Here is a 22,568-nt window from a genome sequence, read left to right on the forward strand (position 1 = left end):
AAATAAAAAGAAAAGGACATAATAGACAATAAAAGAACAAGCAGGAGGAAATATTATGTCACAGACAGTCGGGGCACAGAGTATCCGGTTCGAACAGGCGCCCTATATTCAGAGCAGCGCCAGCATTGTGGGTACAAAAGAAGGAGAAGGTCCCCTGGGAAAATTATTTGACGTGGTGGGAGCCGATGACAAATTCGGAGAAGAAACCTGGGAGGAAGCGGAAAGCACCCTTCAGAAAGAAGCGGCTACCCTTGCTCTTGGAAAAGCCGATTTGAAAAAAGAGAATATCCGTTATATTTTCGGAGGAGATTTACTGGGCCAGAATATTGCCACCACCTTTGGCCTGATGGAACTGAACATTCCCCTGTTCGGCCTGTACGGCGCCTGTTCTACTGCAGGAGAATCCCTGTCTCTGGCAGCCATGGCAGTGGCGGCAGGCTATGGAGACAACGTGCTGGCAGTTACTTCCAGCCACTTTGCCAGTGCGGAGAAGCAGTTTCGCTTTCCCCTGGAGTATGCCAGTCAAAGGCCCCTATCAGCTACCTGGACGGTTACAGGCAGCGGAGCCTTTGTACTTGGCACAAAACGAAGCCATCTCAGAATTACCGGAATTACCACAGGAAAGGTGGTGGACTACGGCGTAAAAGATTCCATGAATATGGGAGCTGCCATGGCTCCTGCCGCCTGCGATACCATTTATCAGAATCTGGTGGATTTTAAGCGGCAGCCGGAGGATTATGACAAAATCATAACCGGAGATCTGGGAACGGTGGGACAGGAAATTCTTATCGACCTGCTGAAAAAGAAAGGCTATGACATTTCCACCGTACACATGGACTGCGGCATCGAAATTTTTGACAGTGAAACCCAGAATACCAATGCGGGAGGCAGCGGGTGCGGCTGTTCAGCAGTGACCCTCAGCGCTTATATTCTGCCGAAACTGGAAAAAGGCACATACAGGCGGGTGCTGTTTGTTCCCACCGGAGCGCTGCTGTCCACCGTCAGCTTTAATGAGGGCCAGAGTGTGCCGGGAATTGCCCATGGAGTGGTAATTGAATATGCAGGATAGAAAAGCCTGACAGACAGGCAACGGACAAGGAGGAAACGGAGGAAATCAGATGGATTATCTAAATGCTTTTTGGGTGGGAGGCCTGATTTGTGCCCTGACCCAGATTTTAATGGAAAAAACAAAAATGCTGCCTGGACGGATTATGGTGCTGCTGGTGTGCAGCGGTGCAGTGCTGGGAGCTTTGCAGATTTATGAACCTTTTCGGGAATTTGCCGGGGCCGGAGCCAGTGTTCCTCTTCTGGGATTTGGCAATACCCTCTGGAAAGGTATTCAGGAATCGGTACAGACGGACGGATTTATCGGGATTTTCATGGGAGGCTTTACTGCCAGCGCAGTGGGAATTTCAGCCGCCCTTGTGTTTGGCTATCTGGCCAGCCTGATTTTCCAGCCGAAAATGAAAAAATAAGCAAACAGGTATAATTTCCGGAAATCTGCCCACATTAATACAGCGAAGAAAATTTTATGGAAAAGGAGAATTTATTATGAAGCAGTTTAAGAAAATTTTACTGGGCTGCCTGCTGATTCTGGTTTTGAGCAGTGTAACCGCCTGTGGCAACAACGATAACAGAAAGGATAATACCACGGAAGACGGAGTAAATGACAATGGAACCAACGGAACCACCGACAATAACAACGGAACCAACGGAACAACCAACAATAACAACGGAACCAACGGGACTACCAACAACAACGGAACCACCGGCAATGATAAGGTGACAGACGATGCCGACGGTGTTGTGGACGATATCGTAGACGGTGTGGAAGACCTTGGAGATGATGTGGAGAACGGTGTGGAAGATTTAACCAACGGAACCGATGATAACAATAATACCAACAACAATAATGGAACAGATAAAAACACCAACAAAACAGACAGCAAAGATAAGAAAAATCCGTAGCTGATGGGCGGGGTGAATGGAACATGTCACTGGGTGATCCCAATCGCAGCAAAGTGTCCAGGCCCCTCATGAGTGAGGGGCCTGGACACTTTTTTCTTCTATAGGAAATTCCTCTGGATTTCCTATAGAAGAAAAAAACAATGATGCGCAGCTCGCGGGGTTGATGTTTATTGCTGCGCAATCCGCTCGCGCGCGGAGAATGCGCAGGGTCTGCCCCGGCGAAGGGAGGGCACTCGGCGCAAAAAAGCCGGTGCCCGGTAAAAGGATCTGTTATTCATCAATACTGTAGTTAGGCGCTTCCTTGGTGATATGAATATCGTGGGGATGGCTTTCCTTTAAGGAAGCAGCGGAAATTTTCACAAACTGTCCTGTTTCCTTCAGAGTTTCAATGGTGGGAGCGCCGCAGTAGCCCATACCGGAGCGAAGTCCTCCGATTAACTGGAATACGGTATCCTCTACGGTTCCCTTGTAGGCAACACGTCCTTCCACTCCTTCCGGTACCAGTTTCTTGGCGTCCTGCTGGAAGTAGCGGTCTTTGGAACCGTTTTCCATGGCAGCCAGGGAACCCATGCCTCGGTATACCTTGTATTTTCGGCCCTGATACAGTTCAAAAGTTCCGGGGCTCTCATCACAGCCGGCAAAAATACTTCCCATCATACATACGTTGGCGCCGGCGGCAATGGCCTTTGTCATATCGCCGGAATATTTGATACCGCCGTCTGCGATAATGGGGATGCCATATTCTTTTGCCACGTTGTAGCAGTTCATGATGGCGGAAATCTGAGGAACACCGATACCGGCCACCACGCGGGTAGTACAGATAGAACCAGGTCCGATTCCTACCTTTACGGCGTCTGCACCGGCTTCAATCAGGGCTTTTGTGGCTGCGCCGGTTGCAACGTTTCCAGCCACCACCTGAAGCTCTGGCCAGGAAGATTTAATCTGTTTTATTGCATCCAGAATATTTTTGGAATGTCCGTGGGCAGAGTCCACCACGATAACGTCCACTTTGGCATTGACAAGGGCCTCCACACGTTCCATCATATTGGAAGTGATACCCACGCCGGCGCCGCAGAGAAGTCTGCCCTGCCGGTCTTTGGCAGACAGGGGGTATTTAATCTGTTTTTCAATATCCTTAATGGTAATCAGACCTTTGAGGTTGAAATTTTCATCTACAATGGGAAGTTTTTCCTTTCTTGCTTTCGCCAGAATGGTTTTGGCTTCTTCCAGGGTAATACCTTCCCTGGCAGTTACCAGTCCTTCTGCGGTCATGGATTCTTTGATTTTTTTGGAAAAATCCTCTTCAAATTTCAAATCGCGGTTGGTGATAATGCCCACTAATTTTCCATTTTCAGTGACCGGGACGCCGGAAATACGGAACTTTGCCATCAGGTTGTCCGCATCCTGCAGAGTATGTTCGGGAGAAAGGGAAAAGGGATCGGTGATAACCCCGTTTTCAGAACGTTTTACTTTGTCGACTTCTTCTGCCTGGGCAGCCACAGACATATTTTTATGAATGATGCCGATGCCGCCCTGACGGGCCATGGCAATTGCCATTCTGTGTTCTGTAACTGTGTCCATGCTTGCGCTCATCATGGGGATGTTCAGCTTGATTGTTTTGGTTAAACTGGTAGAAAGATCCACCATATTCGGTGTAACTTCTGAATATGCAGGAACTAATAATACGTCATCAAATGTGATTCCTTCGCCGATAATTGTACCCATTGTTTTCCTCGCTTTCTGTGAAATTCAATTCTTTGTTATTCCCACGATTTTAACAAAAAAGCGTGAAACTGTCAACGCCTGAATTCTGTTTTTTCCGGCTGTTTGCAGCAGCATGTTTTTTTCCGTTTTCCGGTACATTTTTTTCTGGTTTTACAGAGGAAATCCCACCCCTGCAACCGGGAGTCAGAGGCAGCGGGATTTTTGGCGGTCATGGACAAATACCGGATAGTATGATAGGATAAACCTGCAAACAAAAGGAGGGACTGCCATGCAATTATATGCCAGATGTATGTGCTGTATGATTAACCAGCAGGAACGCCAGATTCGTAAATATGACGATGAGGAAAAGAAGGCTGCTTTCATAAAAGAAATTATGACGCTGACAGGAAACTGCGGGCCAGAGTACAGCGCGCCCTGGGTTCTGGCGCTGATGACGGAAATCCGGGAAAGATATTTCGGAAAAGATGAGGAAATGTCTCAGAAAAAAAGAGATTTTAACCAGTTTCTTCTGGATTTGGAGGAAGAACTGGATAAGATGATACAGAAAAATGAAGATCCCCTGAAAGAAGCCATGCGGTTTGCAAGAATTGGAAATTATATTGATTTTTCAGCGTTGGAATGTGTCTCAGAAGAAGAGTTTCTGAAACTGTTTGGCAATGAAAAAGACCGGATAGATGAAGCGGAATACGGATATCTGTGTCAGGATCTTCAGCACGCATCCCGGCTGGTCTATATTATGGATAACTGCGGAGAGATTGTACTGGACAAGCTGGTGATCCGGGAACTGAAAAAATTATATCCGTCCTTACATATCACCGCCATGGTACGGGGCCGGGAGGCGGTGAATGACGCTACTGTGGAAGATGCGCAGATGGCGGGAATCACAAAGGAAGTTCCGGTGATCACAAATAACAGTTCCATAACGGGAGTGGTGCTCTCAGAACTTCCGGGGGAAACCAGGGAGGTTCTTGACAAAGCGGATCTGATTCTGGCCAAGGGACAGGGGAATTTTGAATCCCTGCATGGGTGCGGGAAAAACATTTACTATCTGTTTTTATGTAAATGCGAACTGTTTTCCCAGCGGTTTCAGGTGGAACAGTTTCAGGGGATGCTGGTCAATGAAAAAAGAGTACAGATTCAGGAAAGGCGGACAGAATGGAATTTCGGCCATGCATCGACATCCACAATGGAAAAGTAAAGCAGATCGTAGGAGGAAGCCTGAGAGATGAAGGAAATCAGGCAAAAGAAAATTTTGTAGCGGAACAGGACAGCACTTTTTTTGCGAAGCTGTACCAGAGTTATGGCATCAGAGGGGGACATATCATCCTTTTGAACGGTGCGGACAGTCATTATTATAAAGAGACAAAGGAGCAGGCAATGAAAGCCCTGGCCGCCTGGCCCGGCGGTATGCAGGTGGGAGGGGGAATCTGTGCGGACAATGCGCTGGAATTTCTGCGGGCCGGGGCCAGCCATGTGATTGTCACATCCCATGTATTTCAGGGAGGAATTATTCATTACGGAAATCTGGAAAAACTGCGGAAAGTCACCGGCAGGGAACATCTGGTGCTGGATTTGAGCTGCCGGAGGCGGGGAGCGGATTATTATATTGTAACAGACCGATGGCAGAAATTCACAGAGGAGAAGCTGACAGAAGCTCTGTTGGAAAAGCTGTCCGGGTATGCGGATGAATTTCTGGTTCATGGAGTGGATGTGGAAGGAAAAGCCGGAGGAATTGAGACAGAGCTGGTAAAACTTCTGGGAAGCTGGGGAAAAATTCCCATCACCTATGCCGGAGGCGTGGCAGGTTTTTCAGATCTGGAGCAGTTAAAACTTCTGGGAAATAACCGTCTGCATGTGACCATCGGAAGTGCGCTGGAACTGTTTGGCGGAAATATGCCGCTGAATCAGGTGTTGACTTTCTGTGAAAAGACTGCGTATAATATGGCGTAACAACAGGAAAACAGTTCTTTTTCCGGGAACGGAAGATGGATGAAAAGGAGTGGTGACGTCATGGGCAGATACACAAGGCAGGATATTATCCGGATGGTGGAAGAGGAGGATGTGGAATTTATCCGTCTGCAGTTTACGGATATGTTTGGCACACTGAAGAATGTGGCAATTACCAGGAGCCAGCTGGAAAAGGCGCTGGATCATCAATGTATGTTTGACGGTTCTTCCATTGAGGGATTTGTGCGCATTGAGGAATCTGATATGTACCTGTATCCGGATCTGGATACCTTTGCGATTTTCCCCTGGAGGCCCCGGCAGGGAAGAGTGGCAAGGATTATCTGTGATATTTACCGTCCGGACGGAAGGCCTTTTGAGGGAGACCCCAGATATATTTTAAAGAAAACTCTGGCGGAAGCTGAGACAATGGGTTATCAGTTTAATGTGGGGCCGGAATGTGAATTTTTCCTGTTCCATACGGATGAAAACGGCTGTCCCACAACCCTGACCCATGAGCGGGCAGGCTATTTTGATCTGGGGCCTGTGGATCTGGGAGAAAATGCAAGAAGGGACATGGTACTGGCACTGGAGGAAATCGGGTTTGAAATTGAGGCTTCTCACCATGAGGTGGCTCCTGCCCAGCATGAGATTGATTTCCGCTACGATGAAGGGCTGAAGACAGCAGATAATATTATGACCTTTAAGCTGGCGGTAAAAACCATTGCAAAACGGTTCGGGCTGTTTGCCAGTTTTATGCCCAAGCCCAGATACGGAATCAACGGTTCCGGTATGCATATCAATATGTCTGTGTCTGAAAACGGGAAAAATATTTTTCAGGATCCTTCCGATGAACTGGGACTGAGCAGGGAAGCGTACTATTTTATCGGTGGTCTTATGAAGCATATGCAGGGGATGACGGCCATCACCAATCCACTGGTAAACTCTTACAAACGTCTGGTGAAAGGTTACGAGGCCCCCGTCCATATTGCCTGGTCCGCCACCAACAGAAGTCCCCTGATTCGGATTCCGGCGGCCAGAGGCGAGGCTACCAGAATCGAACTGCGGTGTCCGGATCCGGCGGCAAATCCCTATCTTGCTCTGGCAGTCTGCCTGGCGGCGGGACTGGACGGAATAAAAAACAGACTGCAGCCGCCTGCTCCGGTAAAGACCAATATATTTCATATGCAGGAGGCGGAGAAAGAAAAACTCCGGATAGAATCCCTTCCCGTAAACCTTCATGACGCCGTAAAAGCCATGAAACAGGATGCTTTTATCTGCAGCGTGCTGGGCCCTCATATTTCGGAAAAATATGCGGAGGCAAAAGAGGCGGAGTGGGAGGCCTACCGGGAGCAGGTCACAGACTGGGAAATCAGCAGTTATCTGTACAGAATATAGAGACCTGGAGCGAGCGTCATGGTTTCTGTAATCGTAGCATTTCCGGCATTGGAAAATGGAAAACGTATTAAGAATATTCTGGTGCAGCACGGGTTTCACATAAATGCTGTATGTACAGCGGGGGCTCAGGTACTGCAGCATGCGGACAGGTCAGACAGAGGAGTTGTGGTGTGTGCCGCCCGCCTGCAGGATATGATGTGCAGCCAGCTTCGGGAATATCTGCCCGCCTGTTTTGAAATGCTGGTGCTGGCAGGCCCCGGCTCCTGGGAAGAACCCATGGAGCATACGGTGTATCTGCCTATGCCTTTAAAAGTATATGAACTGGTAAACACCCTGGAAATGACAGTTCAGTCCATGGCAGTTACCAGGCAGAGGAGGAAATCCCGGCCAGGGCAGCGGAGCCAGGAAGAGAACCAGGCCATTCGGCAGGCAAAGGAACTTCTGATGGCACAAAAGCAGATGACGGAGGGCGAGGCCCACCGTTACATTCAGAAAAGCAGTATGGACAGCGGCACAGGGCTGGGGGAAACGGCGCAGATGATTCTGAGCATGTTCCGGTGACAAAACAGCCTGACAGGCGCCTGTTTGTACCGGCAAAAGGAAAGGAATGTAAAGGGAATGAAATTTACGAAAATGCATGGAATTGGAAATGACTATGTTTATGTAAACTGTCTGGAAGAACAGGTGGAACATCCGGAAGAGGCAGCCCGATTTGTCAGCGACAGACATTTTGGAATTGGAAGCGATGGTCTGATTCTGATCAGACCCTCTCAGAAGGCGGACTTTGAGATGGCCATGTACAATGGGGACGGTTCCCGTGGAGAGATGTGCGGAAACGGTATCCGCTGTGTGGCCAAATATGTGTATGATTACGGTCTGACGGAAAAAACCAGTATCAGCGTGGAGACGCTGGGGGGAATCAAATATCTGGATCTGACGGTGGAACAGGGCAAAGTTTTTCAGGTAAGGGTCAATATGGGCGCTCCGGAATTTACTGCAGAGAAAATCCCGGTGCTGACGGACGGAGCACAGGCTGTAAATGTTCCGCTGGAGGCAGATGGAACCACATATCAGATGACATGTATTTCCATGGGAAATCCCCATTGTGTGATTTTTATGGAAGAAGATGTCCGGAACCTGGATCTGGAAAAAATCGGTCCTTTTTTTGAACACCACCCCAGATTTCCAAAAAGGATTAATACGGAATTTGTCAATATTATAGATAAACATACACTGCGTATGCGGGTCTGGGAGCGAGGCAGCGGGGAAACCCTGGCCTGCGGTACCGGTGCCTGTGCCACAGCAGTGGCGGCAATATTGAACGGGAAAGCAGAAGAAAAAGTAACCGTACAGCTTCTGGGGGGAGACCTGCAGATTGAATGGGCAGGAGATGAAGCGCCGGTGTATATGACAGGGCCGGCCACTGTGGTATTTGACGGAGAGATTCAGCTTCCCACGGAATAATACATAACAATTATGAAAAGAGGCGCATCCTATGTATAAAATCAACGAAAATTACCAGAAACTGCCGGGCAGTTACCTGTTCAGCACCATTGCCAGAAAAGTAGCGGCATTTACAGAGGCCAGTCCGGACAAAGAGATTATCCGTCTTGGAATCGGAGATGTCACCCAGCCTCTGGCCCCTGCAATTATTCAGGCCATGCATAAGGCAGTAGACGAAATGGGAGATGCGGCTGCTTTCCGGGGCTATGCGCCGGATGCAGGCTATGATTTCCTGAGAAATGCCATTGCAGAGCATGATTACAGATCCAGAGGATGCAGTATTTCCGCCGATGAAATTTTTGTTTCTGACGGGGCTAAGAGTGATTCAGCCAATATTCAGGAAATTTTCGGCGGGGAAAACAGAATTGCAGTCTGTGACCCGGTGTACCCGGTATATGTGGATTCCAATGTAATGGCAGGCAGAACCGGAATATACGACAGAGAAAAAGAGACCTGGAGCAATGTGATTTATATGCCCTGTACCATGGAAAATGGATTTGTGCCGGAGTTCCCGAAGGAAAGGCCGGATATGATTTATCTGTGCCTGCCCAACAATCCCACCGGAACCACCATTACCAGAGCACAGCTTCAGGAATGGGTGGATTATGCCGCAAAGGTGGGGGCAGTCATTATTTATGACGCAGCCTATGAAGCATATATTTCTGAGGAAAATGTGGCTCATTCCATTTATGAATGTGAGGGCGCCGAAAAGTGTGCCATAGAGTTAAAGAGTTTTTCCAAAAATGCAGGATTTACCGGAGTGCGCCTGGGCTATACGGTGGTGCCGAAAGCGTTAAAATGCGGAGAGGTTTCTCTGAATCAGATGTGGGCAAGACGTCATGGAACCAAATTCAACGGGGCGCCCTACATTGTCCAGCGGGCAGGAGAGGCAGTTTACAGCCCGCAGGGAAAGGCTCAGTTAAAGGAACAGGTGGCTTATTATATGAAAAATGCCGCGGCCATCAAAAATGGTCTGCAGGATGCCGGTTATACCGTATTCGGCGGTGTCAACGCCCCTTATATCTGGATGAAAACACCTGGAAACATGACGTCCTGGGAATTTTTTGATGTTCTGTTAGAGCAGGCCGGTGTGGTGGGAACGCCCGGTTCCGGATTCGGGCCCAGCGGGGAAGGATATTTCCGTCTGACTGCATTTGGAAGCCATGAGAATACTCTGGCAGCCCTGGAGCGGATTCGCAGACAGGCATTTTGAAAAAAGTGTTGTCAGTTTCGGCGGAACAGTGTATAATTTCAGACAAAAGATAAATAAGTATAGAGAAGAGCAAAACGCATTGATTTTAAGATGAGATTTGACTGTTAGACTTTTAATGTTGAGGGAAGACGCTTTTTAGGCATAACAAAGCTAACGTAAGTCCAAAACCTACGAAAATCAGGGAGTATTCAGTTACAAAAGTCAGGCAGTCCGTTTTAAAGATTTTAGCTTGCGGTAGGATTGACCGGAATTGCCAGTAACTGCAGCAATGGCAACAGCCAAAAGACTGATATGGGCAAGTGTGTTTAGGTTTGCAACGGAGGATTTGTTTCTTACCCACATCCGTTCCTGCCCCGTGTTTTTGAAGCGGGAATTGTAACGTTCACATTCCGTGCGGAGAAAATAGCTGCTTTTAAAATACCTGCTGTTCCTGTCGATGGAAAGCCGCAGGTCGTCCGCAATTGTAATGTATCTGGTACAGCCACGATGCTTTTTGCCATTATAAAAGTTTTTGTGATGGCATGGGCAGTCAGCATCTTTGGATGACTTTAATGGACAGCAGAACTTTTGGCGGGTGCGATTTCTATCAGAAAATTTACCATCCTTCCACATGGCAAGTCCTGCTTCACAGATGGGATTTCCCTGAGGAAGAAGTTTGGGATTTTTCGTATTACGTTTGTTTAATGGTATGATGCATTCCCCGTCATAGAGCTCTTTGACCTGGTTGTAAATCTTTTTTACATCATAGCCTTTGTCAGCAAGAAAGGTACACTCTGTAACAGGAAGGAAAGCATGAGTGCCAGCAAGGATATCAAGAGCGACTGTGGAATCTGCCACTTCAGCAGTTGTGGTCATTTCATAAATAGGGAGACCGGAGATGCAGTCTACGAGGACATGGTTTTTGTAACCCCAGTAGAATTCATATTTCTTTTCGTTAGTCTGGTTGGAAGCTGTGTGTACACCGAGTTTACAGTGCTTATCTGCTTTTGGCTGGTTGTCAGGCTGGAATTTGTTAGAGAGGAAAGACTTGGGATTGTTCTGTGATGTATTGGCAGAAACAGGGGTGGAATCCAGTCCTATGAAGGAGGTATCTATGATGCCATCTGCAGCAAGGGAAAGAACCTGTGACTGCATAATGTAGGAAAGAATGGAATGGTCAAAATCTTTCAGGAAGCGGTCAAAAGTCCAGTATGAAGGAAGCGGCAGGGAAATATCAAAGCCGCAGTAATGGGCAATGAGAAGATTGTTGTTGAGATAATCGACAAGGTCAGTAATCATGGGGAAGCCTTCACATTTCATGACAATGAAGGCACAAATCATGGCGTGGTTGGAAAAACCTTTACGTCCCGTTTTTGGGTATTCCTGAACGAAAGACAGATCAAGATTCAGGAAAAGGGAATCATAAAATTTAGCAACAGGTTGAGAGGTAAAAAGACGGATGTCTTGAATGATTTGTTGACGGTAGATAGCAATCAGCTCCTTTCGGTGAATTTGTTTTGGCAACTTAATTATACCATCTGGAGCTGGTTGTTACTATAAATACAGAACCAAAGGTTCTGGGAGTGATAAAAGAGGTTGCCATGCCTCGCAAATCCGCATAAATACTGAATGTGTGGAGTTTTGCTCATGGCTAAATAAGTACAGAAGGGAGGGAGCGTGATCACTCCGGATGATACGAAAACACGGATTATTTTTGCGGCAATGAAGGCTGTGCGGCAGTATGGTCTGGAAGGGGCGCGTATCCAGAATGTCAGTGAGCTGGCCGGGATTTCTCCCGGAGCACTGTACCGCTATTTTGAAAGTAAGGATCAGCTGCTGGTAGAGTGCTTTACCTATGTGGACAGACAGGCTGCGGCGATTTTTGATCATTTGAAATTCGATCCCCGAACCATGCTGACAGATCCCATGAGAGCAGTGAAAGACCTGTGGCTGCCATATTTTCGTTTTTGGGTGGCCCACCCGGATGAGACGATTTTCTATCATCGGTTTCGGGACAGTGCATTCTTTCCCAGATATGACAAAGTCCGGGAAGTAGATTATTTTGATTCCTTTAATGGAATGGTCCGTGCCTTTCGGGAAATGTTTCCCGGTTTGAAACAGATGAATCAGGATTTGCTGTGGCTTCATGTGCTCAGTTCCACTGTGATGTATGCCAAATATGTGGTGGAAGGGGTGGTTCCTGACAATCAGGAAACGCAGGATACCGTTTTCCGTCTGCTGGCCACAGGGCTGAGCAGTTATCTGCAGCCGAAATCATCTGTGGAAGAAAAAGGAATCTAACAAACATACCGCTGCAGAGCGGTTTGTTTATCGCCGGAAGTAAGTAAATATTTATTCTCTCCGGTAAAGAGAAAAACAGCCATGTCCGTGTGATGATCGGAGTTGTATGAGATGCTGCTGTAAGTATATCGCAGATGACAGGGGGCCGGGGCAATTCGGATAAAAGAATTTTCTGCCGGTTCAGATACTTCGGAAGGATCTTTCTTACAGGACGCTTCTGATAGCTCAGGAGATTCTGATGCTGCAGTTATTTCCGGTGAAAAGGAAATGTCAGACCGTGCTGCTGACAGAGGCGGTGGAAGATATGGAAAGCCGGGACGCCAGAGATTCCTCTGATGGCGCCGGTATTCACCGGACGGGAAATCATACCTGGCTGCTGGCTGTAATTGCAGTTTTATCAGGGATTTTTCTGGTAATCATGACACTGTACGGTTTTTTATCGGAGAAAAGAAATGAAAGGAAATAAATGGTTTCGATTTTTTTATCTTGTCATTCTGCTGGTTTTTGCAGGAGCTCTTGGGGCGCTGGCAGTTCAGTTTGGGGAACTGCGCCAGGGAGACAGATTTTACCGGCAGACAGCAAAAGCTGCGGCGGCAGAGGAAGTATCCCGGTTTCCCCGGTATGTATCTGAGTTGGCCGGAGAATATCCCGGTCTGGCGGCCTGGCTTCAGATTCCGGGCACGTCGGTCAATTATCCTGTTATGTCCGGTATGGATAACCAGTATTACCTGAATCATCTGCCGGATGGAAGGGAAAATGTATGCGGCAGTCTGTTTCTGGACTGCCGTTCAGATAAAGAGAGTTTTCATTTTATTATTTACGGACATAACGGTGCGGACGGAAAGATGTTTGGCCTGCTGAAACAATATGAATCAGAAAATTATTTTAAGGAACACAGCACTTTTCACATTATTACATCGGATTCTTTCTATGTCTGCCCTGTTTTTTCCGTCCGGCGTGTGAAAGCGGACGGAGAGGCCTACAGGCTTAAGTTCAGGGATAAAGAGGAGCTGGAGGAGTATGCCAGGCAGGCAGCGGCAGAATCCATGTATGCCATTGACGCCGATTTCAGCAATATGGCAGGAATCGTGACATTATCCACCTGTACCGGATGGCGGAATCAGAGACTTATTGTGCAGGCAGTATTGCCATTGGAATGACGCCGGATGAGAGACGCTGTTCCAATGGTGCATCAGACAGGGGCGAGATGGCAGAAATATTTGAGGATATGTTTCTGCTCATTGACCGGCACTGCATGGGAACGTATAATAGTAGTTAAAGAAAGTTCAGAAAGAGAGGTTTCAAAATGGACAGACCGATAACTACTTTATTTATGCTGATGTCTGTAGACGGCAGAATAAGCACAGGTGCGGATGACGCCCTTGATTTTGACCAGGATTTACCGAAAATAGACGGAGTCCGGGAAGGGCTGGAACAGTATTATGAGATTGAGCAGACCACGGATCTGTGGGCGCTGAATTCCGGGCGGGTACAGGCAAAAATGGGAGTCAATGAGAAACCGGTTCCTCCAAAGACGCCGGTTTCTTTTGTGATAATTGACAATCATCATCTGAATGAACAGGGCGTTCGTTACTTTTGCGGGCGGTCTCAGAAATTTGTGCTGGTTACAACCAATTCCTGTCATCCGGCTTTTGCATGCAGAGAGGAAAACCTCAGCATAATATTTCAGGAAAAACTGGATTTGAAAGGGGTGCTGGAACAGCTTGGGAGAGACTTTGGCTGTGAGAGAATTACCCTGCAGACAGGGGGAACGCTGAACGGAATGTTTTTGCGGGAAAAGCTGCTGGATTATGTGGATATTGTGGTGGCGCCTGTTCTTGTGGGCGGAAAGGATACATCCGGGCTGATTGATGGAAAATCCCTGACCAGGCAGGAGGAACTGAAACAGCTGGGCGTTCTGAAGCTGACCGGATGCGAGACACTGAAGGACTCTTATCTGCGGTTACAATATAAAGTAATCAGCTGAATGCAGCGGAAGAACAGGGAGCACACAGGATGAACAGCATTTGCCGTGATATTTTCAGAGCCATCCATGAGGGCAGATGGATGAGCATTGAATATCGTAACAGAGAAGAGCAGATTTCAAGATACTGGATTGGGATATATGACCTGAATCCGGCAAAGCGCACCATGAAAGTGGAAGGTCTGCATCTGGGCAGGTACACCACCGAAACCTTTGAAGCGATTTATATTGACTCCATTCTTTCTTCCTCCGTTGTGGAAGGTTCTTATTGTCCCGTAAATGAGAAGCTGGTACGGGATATGGAAGAAAATCCCCGTAAATACAAGGATTTGTTTGAACATTCGGCAAATCTGAAAATACTGAATTATCTGGAGCTGTGCAACCGCATGGATACGGTTCCTTATTATTCCGATTTTGAACTGATACGGTATCTGGACCGGGAGAGCTTCCGGGGAGAAGAGTATCTGCTGAATGAAGACCAGTTCCGTATGATTGTGAAACAGTTCCAGTACAAAACCACGGAAAAGCGAAACAGGGAAGGAAAGCTGAAAATACAGCAGCTTGCCATAAACGTACTCAGCATTCCCACGCCCCGGGGACTGTATGTGCTGGCTTACCGGAAGCTGCAGCTTGATGTAAAGCAGCGGGTTCTGCGGCCTGACGATGAGATTGTTATCTGCACCGAATACACCCTGGACGGAGTAAAAGAAAATGTGCGGAAATTTCTGGACGGGGAGGAATATGAACTGCTGAAGGAGTTTGAGCAGAATCAGGAACAGATTAAGGAATGTATTACAAACCACAGCAGACAGGCTGTGGGCGTAGATGACATGCCTTACCTGATTGGTCTGGGCATGGATATTATACTGGATTTGCACAAAGAATATGAGGCTGTCACAGACATGTATCAGAAAGAGGAAGTGACAGCCCCCATTCAGGCATTTTTTGGTGAAATGGTGCGCAGACCCCGCCGGAGAAAGGCGTATCCGGTGGTACTTGCAGAACAGAAGGTGAATCTGGACCAGCTTCTGGCCATCAATAACGCCATGAAATATCCCGTTGCCTATATCCAGGGGCCGCCGGGAACCGGAAAAACCAGCACCATAATCAACACCATTGTCACGGCCTTTTTCAATGAAAAGACCGTGCTGTTTGTGTCGTATAACAATCACCCCATCAACGGAGTGGTGGAAAAACTGCTGTCCATGAAATACCAGGACAAAACCATTCCCTTTCCGGTGCTGCGTCTTGGAAACAGTGAGAAAATGCAGGAAGCGCTGGAACATATCCAGGCAGTATATGAACAGACCATATCCGTTAAAATTTTCACGTCCACCCTGGACAGGAACCGGGATGACAGAATTGAACGGGCCAGGAAACTTTCTGATTTGCTGCGCAGATATGAGGAACTGCTGGATCTGGAAGAACGCAGAGAAACCATCAGCCGGATGCTGGAATATGAAGGCGGCAGCCTGTCCGTTCAGATGCTGCCCTTCCAGGCAGATTTGCAGGGCAGGCAGATGGAGCAGGTAAAACGCAGAATGGAAAAGACAGGGAGTATTACCGAGGAAGAAGCATTTTCCCTGCTGGATGACAAGGTGGAAGACCTGAAAAAATATCTGTATTACACTTCCGCCAGATATATCCGGAAACTGGATCTGCCCAGACATAAGGATTTGAAAGAAATTGTTTTCAATGAAAATAAGAAGACACGTCTGGAGGATTTTTCCAGATATCTGAGCAGGAAGGAAAATATAAAAAAACTTCAGGAAATTTTTCCCATAGTGGCTACCACCTGCATTTCCGCCCATAAGCTGGGAGAGCCTGCGCCCATGTTTGACATGGTGATTATGGATGAAGCCAGCCAGTGTAACACAGCCGTTTCTCTGGTGCCCGTGATCCGGGGCAGCAGCCTGATGATGGTGGGAGACCCCCAGCAGCTTAACCCGGTGATTCAGCTGGAGGAAATGGTCAATCAGAAACTCAGGAAAAAATACAACGTTCCGGAAGAATACGATTACCGGAAAAATTCCATTTACAAAACCTTTCTGGCCTGTGATGCGGTAAATGATGAAATTCTCCTTCACTATCATTACCGCTGTCATGAGAAAATCATCGGATTTAACAATAAAAAATACTATAATGAAAAGCTCTGTATCAAAACCGAAAGCCGGGAACCGGAACCTCTTCTGTATCTGGATGTGAGAGACAGTCAGAGCAGCGGAAAAAATACCGCGCCTGGGGAAGTGGAAGAAATCATAAAATACGCCGGAAAAAACAGAGATAAAACCATTGGGGTGATTACTCCTTTTGTAAACCAGAAAAAGCTGTTGGAGGAGGGGCTTAAGCAGGCGCGTCTGTCCAATGTGGACTGCGGTACCGTTCATGCTTTTCAGGGAGATGAAAAAGACATTGTACTGTTTTCCACAGCCATTACATCCCAGACTCAGGCAGGCACCTATGAATGGCTGAAAAACAACAAAGAGCTGATTAATGTGGCTACTTCCAGAGCAAAAGACAGGCTGATTATACTGTCGGACCTGAAAAATCTGGAGCGGCTGCACCAGCAGGACGGAGAGGACGATCTGTATGAGCTGATACAGTATACCAGGAGGAACGGGAAATCCCAGGTCACCGGAAAACAGGCAAATTCCAGAGCCCTTGGGGTTAAGCCCTTCAGCTCTGCCACAGAGGAAGCATTTCTGAAAAATCTGAATCATGCCCTGGAAAATATCTGGCTGACCCAGAACCGTTTCCAGATACAGCGGGAGGTGGCTGTTTCAGATATTCTGCCCGGACAGGGGCCGGAACTGTTTTATGCTGACAGGTTTGATTTCGTGGTGTATGAGCAGCAGAAAGAAAAGGAAATACCGGTACTGGCCATTGAACTGGAAGGCAGAGAACATCTGGAAGAGGAAGTGCGGAAACGGCGGGAAGAACAGAAACAGGAACTTTGCCGGAAATTTGATCTGCAGGTGATCCAGGTGGAGAATTCCTATGCCAGAAGGTACAATCATATCAAGGAAATTCTTATGAATTTCTTCCGCAGCAGTTAAGACATAGTTGACAAAATGAAACTACTGTAGTAGTATAAATATATAGACTACTGCAGTAGTTTTTTGGAGGACTGACAATGGATGTAAAATTATTTGATTCTGAACTGAAGGTGATGGACGTGTTGTGGCGGGAAGGCGATACCACGGCCAGATACATTGCCGGCGTATTGAAGGAAGAGGTGGGCTGGAATAAAAATACCACCTACACCTTAATCAAACGATGTATAAAAAAGGGAGCCATTGAGCGTTCTGAGCCGAATTTCATGTGCCGGGCACTGATTCCCAAAGAGGAAGTCCAGGAAGCGGAAACGCAGGAACTCATTAACAGAGTTTACGATGGTTCTGCCGACAAGCTGTTTGCGGCATTGCTCAGCAGGAAGCAGCTGTCCCCGGGACAGATTTGCAGACTGAAACAGATGGTGGAAGAACTGGAATGAGGTGACAGCAGATGAGTTTGTGGGAAATGAGTGTTGCAGGAGGAATATTGATTCTGGCGATTCTTCCGGTGCGCAGGCTGTTTCGGAACAGGCTGCCGGCAGGGACGTTTCTGGTTTTGTGGACTATAGCCTTTCTGCGCCTGCTGGTTCCCGTTTCCGTACCAGCGCCCTGCAATGTATATACATTGCTGGAAATCTGCGGCGTGGAATTAAATCCGGCCGGGCTGCCGGAAATTTTCCGGATGTCAGACACAGACTGGAACAGCAGTGAGACTTTGGAACAGAACTCTGTTGTGAAAAAAGCAGGATCCAAAGAACAGGATTCAGCGGGAAGCGGCAGAGGGGATGGAAATGCGATTCCGGATTCCGGAAAACAGGTCAGGGACTGGAGGAACCTTTTCCCATGGCGCCTGCTCTATCTGGCCGGGGTATTGGGGACCGCTGTGTTTTACGGGTTTACTTATCTGAAATGCCGGCGGGAATTTTGCATGGCGCTGCCGGTGGAAGATGAGGCTGTCCAGAAGTTTGTGAGTTCTTTTCCTGTGAAACGCCGGGTGCAGGTGCGTCAGACCGATCTTCTTGCAACGCCCATGACTTACGGGGTGCTGCGCCCTGTGATTTTACTTCCCGGAGGAATGGAATGGGAGAATTCCAGACAGATGGAGCTGGTACTTACCCATGAGCTGGTGCATATCTGCAGATTTGATGTGCTCCGGAAGCTGCTGCTGGTAACCGGAATATGCGTACACTGGTGGAATCCTCTGGTGTGGGTAATGTATGTTCTGGCCGGCCGGGATATGGAACTGGCCTGTGATGAACGGGTAATTCGGCATTTTGGACAGGAATCCGGAAAAATGTATGCGCTTTCTTTAATCAGTCTGGCAGAACGCAGAAATCATGTTATGTCCTGGGGAAATGGATTTGGCAGATTTTCATCTCACAGGAAACTGCCTTTTGGCAGAAATGCCATGGAAGAAAGGATTGTTGCGATTATGAAAAAGAAGAGATTCGGGCTGGCAGAAACAGCAGGCGGGGCAGTGCTGGTGGTTTTTGTTGCTGTCTTATTCGCCACTTCCGCAGCTCAGAAAAGTGCGGAGGAAACAAAGGCGGCGAAACAGGAGGCAGCGGAGCATGAAGCGGGATATCAGGAAGAAGATGACAGGCTGACTGTCCGGATTCCGGCGCCCCATGTGCCTTACGTGGATGGCAGTCTGGGTGCGGAGGAACGTATTGATTCCGAGCAGATCTATGGAGAGGCTTCAGCGGAGGAAAGCGGATTCATTAATCTGGAAGAGCCGCAGGCAGAGGGGGATTATGACGCTTCCGAAGGCGCTCTTGAAACAGACGGAATCACTCAAATTGATTTTCCGGAGGAATACAGAAAGTACGGTGTGACAGAAGAGGGAAAATATAAGGAAAAACAGATTGCGGTCCTGTACGATGCCGGACATTTTATCTATTGTGACGGCTGCCAGGATATTCCGGAATCGGAGACAACATATCTGCTGATCAAACGTGATGCAAAGGATAAGATAATTTCTTTTGCGGAAGTGACCAGAGAAGAAATGCAAAAGTCCGTGGAAGATACGGGGCTTGAGCTGTGAGACATATTACTTACGGGCAGAGCGCTTCTACAGAGAGAATTATTGACTGTTATTATCTTTTAGTTTATGCCATCGGAAAAATCATATACGATAAATCATTATTGAGAGCTGTCTTTTCAGGCAGTTCTCTTTTCTCTTTGCGGGAAATGCTTTGTCATGTTAAGGCGTGAAAGTATCTTTTCGACAGGCAGAAGCCCTCTTATGATACTTTTGGTAGCAAGAATATGAGTTTTGTGTTAGACTGTAAAAAACAGGAAATATGATATGTGTAATTTACTGAAAAGATCAGGGTGTCAAAAGCACCTTTTTGACACCCTGATCCTGAAAAGTAATATAACAGATATGGAGGCTGCCAATGGCTGATTATATGGAAAGTTACGAGGAAGACGAAGTTTCTGTGGAAAATACAGAAGAACTGGAAGAACTGAAGTATTCAGGGGAAGAGGAAAGGCCTGTCTTTGAGCTGGTGCGGGTAACAAAAAAGGATTTTTCAATTTATGAACTTTACAGGAAATACAGAAAGAAACAACTGGTATTAGAGGTGGAATTTCAAAGAAATGAAGTATGGGAAAAAAAGCAGAAGTATGAATTGATCGAAAGTATTTTAATGGGGCTTCCGCTGCCCATCTTTTATTTTAAACAGCAGGATAATGCTACATATGTGGTGGTAGACGGGAAACAGAGGCTGTCAACACTGTTTGATTTTCTGAATAATAAATTTGCTCTGAAATCCCTTAAAATTCTGTCATTTCTGAATGAAAAAAAGTTTGGAGATCTGACGGGAAAACTGGGGATTTATCAGTCGCAACTGGAAGATTATCAGGTATACTCTCATGTAATCCTCCCTCCAACGCCGGATAAAATATTATTTGATATTTTTGACCGGGTGAATCGGGGAGGAACTTTGTTAAATAAGCAGGAAATCAGAAATGCACTGTATCATGGCAGAGGCCTGGATATGATAACGGATATTACAAAGACAGAGGAATTTGTCAATGTTACACGTAAAAAACATGAAAAGGACAGCAGAATGAAAGGTTCTTATCTGGTGACAAGATTTTTGTCTTTTTATTTGCTGTTTCAGAAATGTTTAATGAAAGATGGGGCAGAATATGAGTATAACGGAGATGTGGATGAGCTGATTGAAGTAATGTTGCAGCAGTTAAACAACGAGGAAGAGGAAGCATTGGCTAAGATAAAGGAACTGACGTTAAAAAGTCTGGCTATGGCAGGGGACATTTTAGGCAGGGGAGCGTTTCGTAAAGAACTGAATGGTTCAAAACCTATTAACATGAATATTTTTGAGACAACGTTGTATTTTATGGCGTTGTTAATAGAAAAAGACCAGGACACAGATGAGGAGAAAATAAAGGAAGGACTGTATCAGGTGATAACCAGTGCGGAATTTCTGGATCTGATTGGAAACAGCAGAGATTATCCGGCAAAGGTATACAGAAGATTCATGTTAATGGAAAATTTAGCTGAGGTGATTTGTAATGATTGAAAAAATTCATATTAAAGCCTTAAAATCAATTCGGGAATTAACGGTAAAATGTTCAGATATTAATTTACTGGTTGGTACAAATTCATCGGGAAAGTCAACATTTCTGCAGGCATTGCTGCTGATGGCGCAGAATGGGAAAAGTACCGTCGGGCTAAATGGAAAGCTGGTTTCTCTGGGAGAATTTCGCGAAGTGAGGAACCATTATATGTCGAGTGAGACCATAAAAATAGAGGTATGGGAAAAAGGAAAAGAAAAGGCGGCATGGATTGAATTTGCGGAAGATAAGAAAAGAGATACTTATAAAGTATATGCATCTGAACCGGAGAAAGATATTCTGAATTATGCAAATACAGAGGATTATGTAAAAGAGCAGTCCGTATTTCTTTCTGAGAACAGTCAGTTTCATTACTTATCCTGTCACAGGACAGGAGCCAGTGATATTTATACAAAAAATATGATGGAAGAAAGGGATTTTGGCGTAGATGGAGAATATGCAATGGCATATCTGCTTAAAAATCAGTTGCAGCCAGTTGATACAGCGGTAAAAGATGACAGTATTACGAATAGCCTGCTGGAACAGGTAAATTACTGGCTGAACTATATCGTGGGTACAACCTTATATGTTAATGATTTAAAAAAAACAAATTATTTACAGGTAAAATATAACAATAATCCCGCAAATATCAGTTCTGAGGCATTGTATTGCAGGCCGGTGAATGTAGGTTCCGGTATCAGTTATTTAATCAGCATTATCATCACATGTCTTGGTGCTGAAAAAGGTGCAGTAATTATTATTGAAAATCCTGAAATACATCTTCATCCCAGGGCACAGTCCAGATTATGCGAATTTTTGTATTTTGTCAGCCGGTCAGGACGTCAGCTGTTTTTGGAAACCCATAGTGATCATATTTTTAATGGGATACGTGCAGGAGTCGCCACAGGGGAGATGGAGCAGGAACATATAAAGGTTCATTTTTTTGCTGTAAACGAGCAATATGAGACTCAGTGCAATCCCATTATATTTGAAAAGTTTGGAAAAATAGTGGGATTAAACGAGGAGATGGATATAAAGGATTTATTTGACCAGTTTGAGATTGATCTGGACAGAATGCTGGGAATCTGAGTTAAAAGGGGTACGAAAGAAGATGGATTATTACCTGAACGAATATTCATTAAGAGGACAGTTTAATGATTTGGATGAATTTTATACTTCTTTACGTGAGTATACTTTGCCGGTTTTGAAAAAGGTGCGTGAAGGAAACGGAAATATTATCTGGAAAAGAGATACATTCTGGCAGTCTGAAATCTGTAATGGAGTATCTCTGGGAAATATTCCACAAAAGAAAAATGAACGGTCAGGCGAGTATGCAGCATTTAAAATACAGCTGACAAAACTTGCGCGCGAAGGGCCTTTCTGGGAAAATACCGAAGATGAAAAGATTCGGGTGAAAGAATATTATTTTGACCTGGAGTATTGTGAAAAATTTGATACAGTCAACTGTTTTTCAAAAGCAGTTGAAACAGAAGGCAAAATTATATCTTTTCTTCATCAGGCGTACGGAGAGGAAAAACTTTCTGTTCGGGTTCAATATTTAAACAGAGAGGAAGAATATAAAATAGATAATATTTTTACACCTCACTGGTGGGATAAAGAGGCGGAAATAAGAACCTGGAGAATTGGACAGAAATACATGATAGAGATACGGGCCAATGAGTTCGATTTTCATCCACCTCATTTTCATGTTTCCAGTAATGAATTTTCAGCGGTGTTTAAGTTGAGTGACGGAAAGCTGTATGCAGGTGGAAAGAAAAGATGGCACCCCCAAATGATTTCAGAAATAGAGGAGTGGTATCGAGTACATAAAGAAGAATTAAAAGAAGCCTGGGATAATCTTCACGGGAATCTGTAATTTTCCTGTTCACAACAGAAATCAGACGATTAAAAACATTTC

21 protein-coding genes are annotated in these 22,568 nt (G+C 46.2%); 19 read left to right on the forward strand and 2 right to left on the reverse strand.

Translation table 11 applies throughout. The annotated features are described in order from the left end of the window. Nucleotides 1-55 precede the first annotated feature (55 nt). From spoVAD to C805_RS10215, 3 genes are all read left to right on the forward strand, one after another. Complete coding sequence (gene spoVAD, locus C805_RS10205; protein WP_016213742.1) at nt 56-1,069, forward strand: stage V sporulation protein AD; 1,014 nt, start codon at nt 56-58, stop codon at nt 1,067-1,069. A gap of 49 nt (nt 1,070-1,118) precedes the next feature. Next, a complete protein-coding gene (gene spoVAE, locus C805_RS10210) occupies nt 1,119-1,475 on the forward strand; it encodes a stage V sporulation protein AE (RefSeq protein WP_016213743.1) in 357 nt (118 codons plus the stop codon). 76 nt (nt 1,476-1,551) lie between these two features. Continuing rightward, a complete protein-coding gene (locus tag C805_RS10215) occupies nt 1,552-1,968 on the forward strand; it encodes a hypothetical protein (RefSeq protein ID WP_016213744.1) in 417 nt (138 codons plus the stop codon). 270 nt (nt 1,969-2,238) lie between these two features. On the opposite strand, the gene guaB is transcribed toward C805_RS10215, so the two are convergent. Next, nucleotides 2,239-3,693, reverse strand: a complete 1,455-nt coding sequence (gene guaB / locus C805_RS10220) for an IMP dehydrogenase (protein WP_016213745.1) — start codon at nt 3,691-3,693, stop codon at nt 2,239-2,241. A 268-nt stretch (nt 3,694-3,961) separates the two neighbouring features. Here guaB and C805_RS10225 point away from each other — a divergent pair, with 268 nt between their 5' ends. Genes C805_RS10225 through C805_RS10250 form a run of 6 tightly spaced genes read left to right on the forward strand, consistent with a single transcriptional unit; the run spans nt 3,962 to nt 9,751 of the window. Next, complete coding sequence (locus C805_RS10225) at nt 3,962-4,891, forward strand: damage-control phosphatase ARMT1 family protein (RefSeq protein WP_016213746.1); 930 nt, start codon at nt 3,962-3,964, stop codon at nt 4,889-4,891. Further along, complete coding sequence (gene hisA, locus C805_RS10230) at nt 4,849-5,643, forward strand: phosphoribosylformimino-5-aminoimidazole carboxamide ribotide isomerase (protein ID WP_016213747.1); 795 nt, start codon at nt 4,849-4,851, stop codon at nt 5,641-5,643. Before C805_RS10225 ends, hisA begins: the two co-directional genes overlap by 43 nt. A gap of 60 nt (nt 5,644-5,703) precedes the next feature. After that, nucleotides 5,704-7,035: a type I glutamate--ammonia ligase gene (glnA, locus tag C805_RS10235; protein ID WP_016213748.1), complete on the forward strand. Its 1,332-nt coding sequence runs from the start codon at nt 5,704-5,706 to the stop codon at nt 7,033-7,035. Nucleotides 7,036-7,053: 18 nt separating this feature from the next. After that, nucleotides 7,054-7,596, forward strand: coding sequence for an ANTAR domain-containing response regulator (locus tag C805_RS10240; protein ID WP_016213749.1), 543 nt, complete (start codon nt 7,054-7,056; stop codon nt 7,594-7,596). A 57-nt stretch (nt 7,597-7,653) separates the two neighbouring features. Continuing rightward, nucleotides 7,654-8,499 carry a diaminopimelate epimerase gene (gene dapF / locus C805_RS10245; protein ID WP_016213750.1) on the forward strand — a complete coding sequence of 282 codons (846 nt, stop codon included), beginning with the start codon at nt 7,654-7,656 and terminating at the stop codon, nt 8,497-8,499. Between the two features lie 31 nt (nt 8,500-8,530). After that, on the forward strand, nt 8,531-9,751 hold the full coding sequence (locus tag C805_RS10250) for an LL-diaminopimelate aminotransferase (RefSeq protein WP_016213751.1): 1,221 nt from the start codon (nt 8,531-8,533) through the stop codon (nt 9,749-9,751). A gap of 201 nt (nt 9,752-9,952) precedes the next feature. Here C805_RS10250 and C805_RS0104545 read toward each other — a convergent pair whose 3' ends face one another. Beyond that, nucleotides 9,953-11,254 carry a transposase gene (locus tag C805_RS0104545; RefSeq protein ID WP_022750937.1) on the reverse strand — a complete coding sequence of 434 codons (1,302 nt, stop codon included), beginning with the start codon at nt 11,252-11,254 and terminating at the stop codon, nt 9,953-9,955. Nucleotides 11,255-11,407: 153 nt separating this feature from the next. Here C805_RS0104545 and C805_RS10255 point away from each other — a divergent pair, with 153 nt between their 5' ends. From C805_RS10255 to C805_RS10300, 10 genes are all read left to right on the forward strand, one after another. Continuing rightward, complete coding sequence (locus tag C805_RS10255; RefSeq protein WP_016213753.1) at nt 11,408-12,031, forward strand: TetR/AcrR family transcriptional regulator; 624 nt, start codon at nt 11,408-11,410, stop codon at nt 12,029-12,031. 238 nt (nt 12,032-12,269) lie between these two features. Beyond that, the gene (locus C805_RS10260; RefSeq protein WP_016213754.1) at nt 12,270-12,497 is read left to right on the forward strand and encodes a hypothetical protein; all 228 of its coding nucleotides are present in this window, start codon (nt 12,270-12,272) and stop codon (nt 12,495-12,497) included. Continuing rightward, nucleotides 12,484-13,191, forward strand: a complete 708-nt coding sequence (locus tag C805_RS10265; RefSeq protein WP_016213755.1) for a class B sortase — start codon at nt 12,484-12,486, stop codon at nt 13,189-13,191. Before C805_RS10260 ends, C805_RS10265 begins: the two co-directional genes overlap by 14 nt. A gap of 146 nt (nt 13,192-13,337) precedes the next feature. After that, the gene (locus C805_RS10270) at nt 13,338-14,018 is read left to right on the forward strand and encodes a dihydrofolate reductase family protein (protein WP_016213756.1); all 681 of its coding nucleotides are present in this window, start codon (nt 13,338-13,340) and stop codon (nt 14,016-14,018) included. A gap of 29 nt (nt 14,019-14,047) precedes the next feature. After that, a complete protein-coding gene (locus C805_RS10275; RefSeq protein WP_016213757.1) occupies nt 14,048-17,071 on the forward strand; it encodes a DEAD/DEAH box helicase in 3,024 nt (1,007 codons plus the stop codon). Nucleotides 17,072-17,148: 77 nt separating this feature from the next. Then, nucleotides 17,149-17,508 carry a BlaI/MecI/CopY family transcriptional regulator gene (locus C805_RS10280; protein ID WP_016213758.1) on the forward strand — a complete coding sequence of 120 codons (360 nt, stop codon included), beginning with the start codon at nt 17,149-17,151 and terminating at the stop codon, nt 17,506-17,508. Between the two features lie 11 nt (nt 17,509-17,519). Next, complete coding sequence (locus C805_RS10285; protein WP_016213759.1) at nt 17,520-19,112, forward strand: M56 family metallopeptidase; 1,593 nt, start codon at nt 17,520-17,522, stop codon at nt 19,110-19,112. A 355-nt stretch (nt 19,113-19,467) separates the two neighbouring features. Then, nucleotides 19,468-20,616, forward strand: a complete 1,149-nt coding sequence (locus C805_RS10290) for a DUF262 domain-containing protein (RefSeq protein ID WP_016213760.1) — start codon at nt 19,468-19,470, stop codon at nt 20,614-20,616. Next, nucleotides 20,609-21,739, forward strand: a complete 1,131-nt coding sequence (locus tag C805_RS25090) for an AAA family ATPase (protein ID WP_016213761.1) — start codon at nt 20,609-20,611, stop codon at nt 21,737-21,739. Before C805_RS10290 ends, C805_RS25090 begins: the two co-directional genes overlap by 8 nt. Before the next feature lie 22 nt (nt 21,740-21,761). Next, nucleotides 21,762-22,526 carry a DUF4160 domain-containing protein gene (locus tag C805_RS10300; RefSeq protein WP_155957610.1) on the forward strand — a complete coding sequence of 255 codons (765 nt, stop codon included), beginning with the start codon at nt 21,762-21,764 and terminating at the stop codon, nt 22,524-22,526. Nucleotides 22,527-22,568: the final 42 nt, after the last annotated feature.

This window comes from Eubacterium sp. 14-2, from assembly GCF_000403845.2.
GTDB lineage: Bacteria > Bacillota > Clostridia > Lachnospirales > Lachnospiraceae > Petralouisia.

What these genes read in the sequence shown, in the direction of transcription:
- spoVAD (WP_016213742.1), top strand. Translation starts at nt 56, where the DNA reads ATGTCACAGACAGTCGGGGCACAGAGTATCCGGTTCGAACAGGCGCCC.
- spoVAE (WP_016213743.1), top strand. Translation starts at nt 1,119, where the DNA reads ATGGATTATCTAAATGCTTTTTGGGTGGGAGGCCTGATTTGTGCCCTG.
- C805_RS10215 (WP_016213744.1), top strand. Translation starts at nt 1,552, where the DNA reads ATGAAGCAGTTTAAGAAAATTTTACTGGGCTGCCTGCTGATTCTGGTT.
- guaB (WP_016213745.1), bottom strand. Translation starts at nt 3,693, where the DNA reads ATGGGTACAATTATCGGCGAAGGAATCACATTTGATGACGTATTATTA.
- C805_RS10225 (WP_016213746.1), top strand. Translation starts at nt 3,962, where the DNA reads ATGCAATTATATGCCAGATGTATGTGCTGTATGATTAACCAGCAGGAA.
- hisA (WP_016213747.1), top strand. Translation starts at nt 4,849, where the DNA reads ATGGAATTTCGGCCATGCATCGACATCCACAATGGAAAAGTAAAGCAG.
- glnA (WP_016213748.1), top strand. Translation starts at nt 5,704, where the DNA reads ATGGGCAGATACACAAGGCAGGATATTATCCGGATGGTGGAAGAGGAG.
- C805_RS10240 (WP_016213749.1), top strand. Translation starts at nt 7,054, where the DNA reads ATGGTTTCTGTAATCGTAGCATTTCCGGCATTGGAAAATGGAAAACGT.
- dapF (WP_016213750.1), top strand. Translation starts at nt 7,654, where the DNA reads ATGAAATTTACGAAAATGCATGGAATTGGAAATGACTATGTTTATGTA.
- C805_RS10250 (WP_016213751.1), top strand. Translation starts at nt 8,531, where the DNA reads ATGTATAAAATCAACGAAAATTACCAGAAACTGCCGGGCAGTTACCTG.
- C805_RS10260 (WP_016213754.1), top strand. Translation starts at nt 12,270, where the DNA reads ATGCTGCAGTTATTTCCGGTGAAAAGGAAATGTCAGACCGTGCTGCTG.
- C805_RS10265 (WP_016213755.1), top strand. Translation starts at nt 12,484, where the DNA reads ATGAAAGGAAATAAATGGTTTCGATTTTTTTATCTTGTCATTCTGCTG.
- C805_RS10270 (WP_016213756.1), top strand. Translation starts at nt 13,338, where the DNA reads ATGGACAGACCGATAACTACTTTATTTATGCTGATGTCTGTAGACGGC.
- C805_RS10275 (WP_016213757.1), top strand. Translation starts at nt 14,048, where the DNA reads ATGAACAGCATTTGCCGTGATATTTTCAGAGCCATCCATGAGGGCAGA.
- C805_RS10280 (WP_016213758.1), top strand. Translation starts at nt 17,149, where the DNA reads ATGGATGTAAAATTATTTGATTCTGAACTGAAGGTGATGGACGTGTTG.
- C805_RS10285 (WP_016213759.1), top strand. Translation starts at nt 17,520, where the DNA reads ATGAGTTTGTGGGAAATGAGTGTTGCAGGAGGAATATTGATTCTGGCG.
- C805_RS10290 (WP_016213760.1), top strand. Translation starts at nt 19,468, where the DNA reads ATGGCTGATTATATGGAAAGTTACGAGGAAGACGAAGTTTCTGTGGAA.
- C805_RS25090 (WP_016213761.1), top strand. Translation starts at nt 20,609, where the DNA reads ATGATTGAAAAAATTCATATTAAAGCCTTAAAATCAATTCGGGAATTA.
- C805_RS10300 (WP_155957610.1), top strand. Translation starts at nt 21,762, where the DNA reads ATGGATTATTACCTGAACGAATATTCATTAAGAGGACAGTTTAATGAT.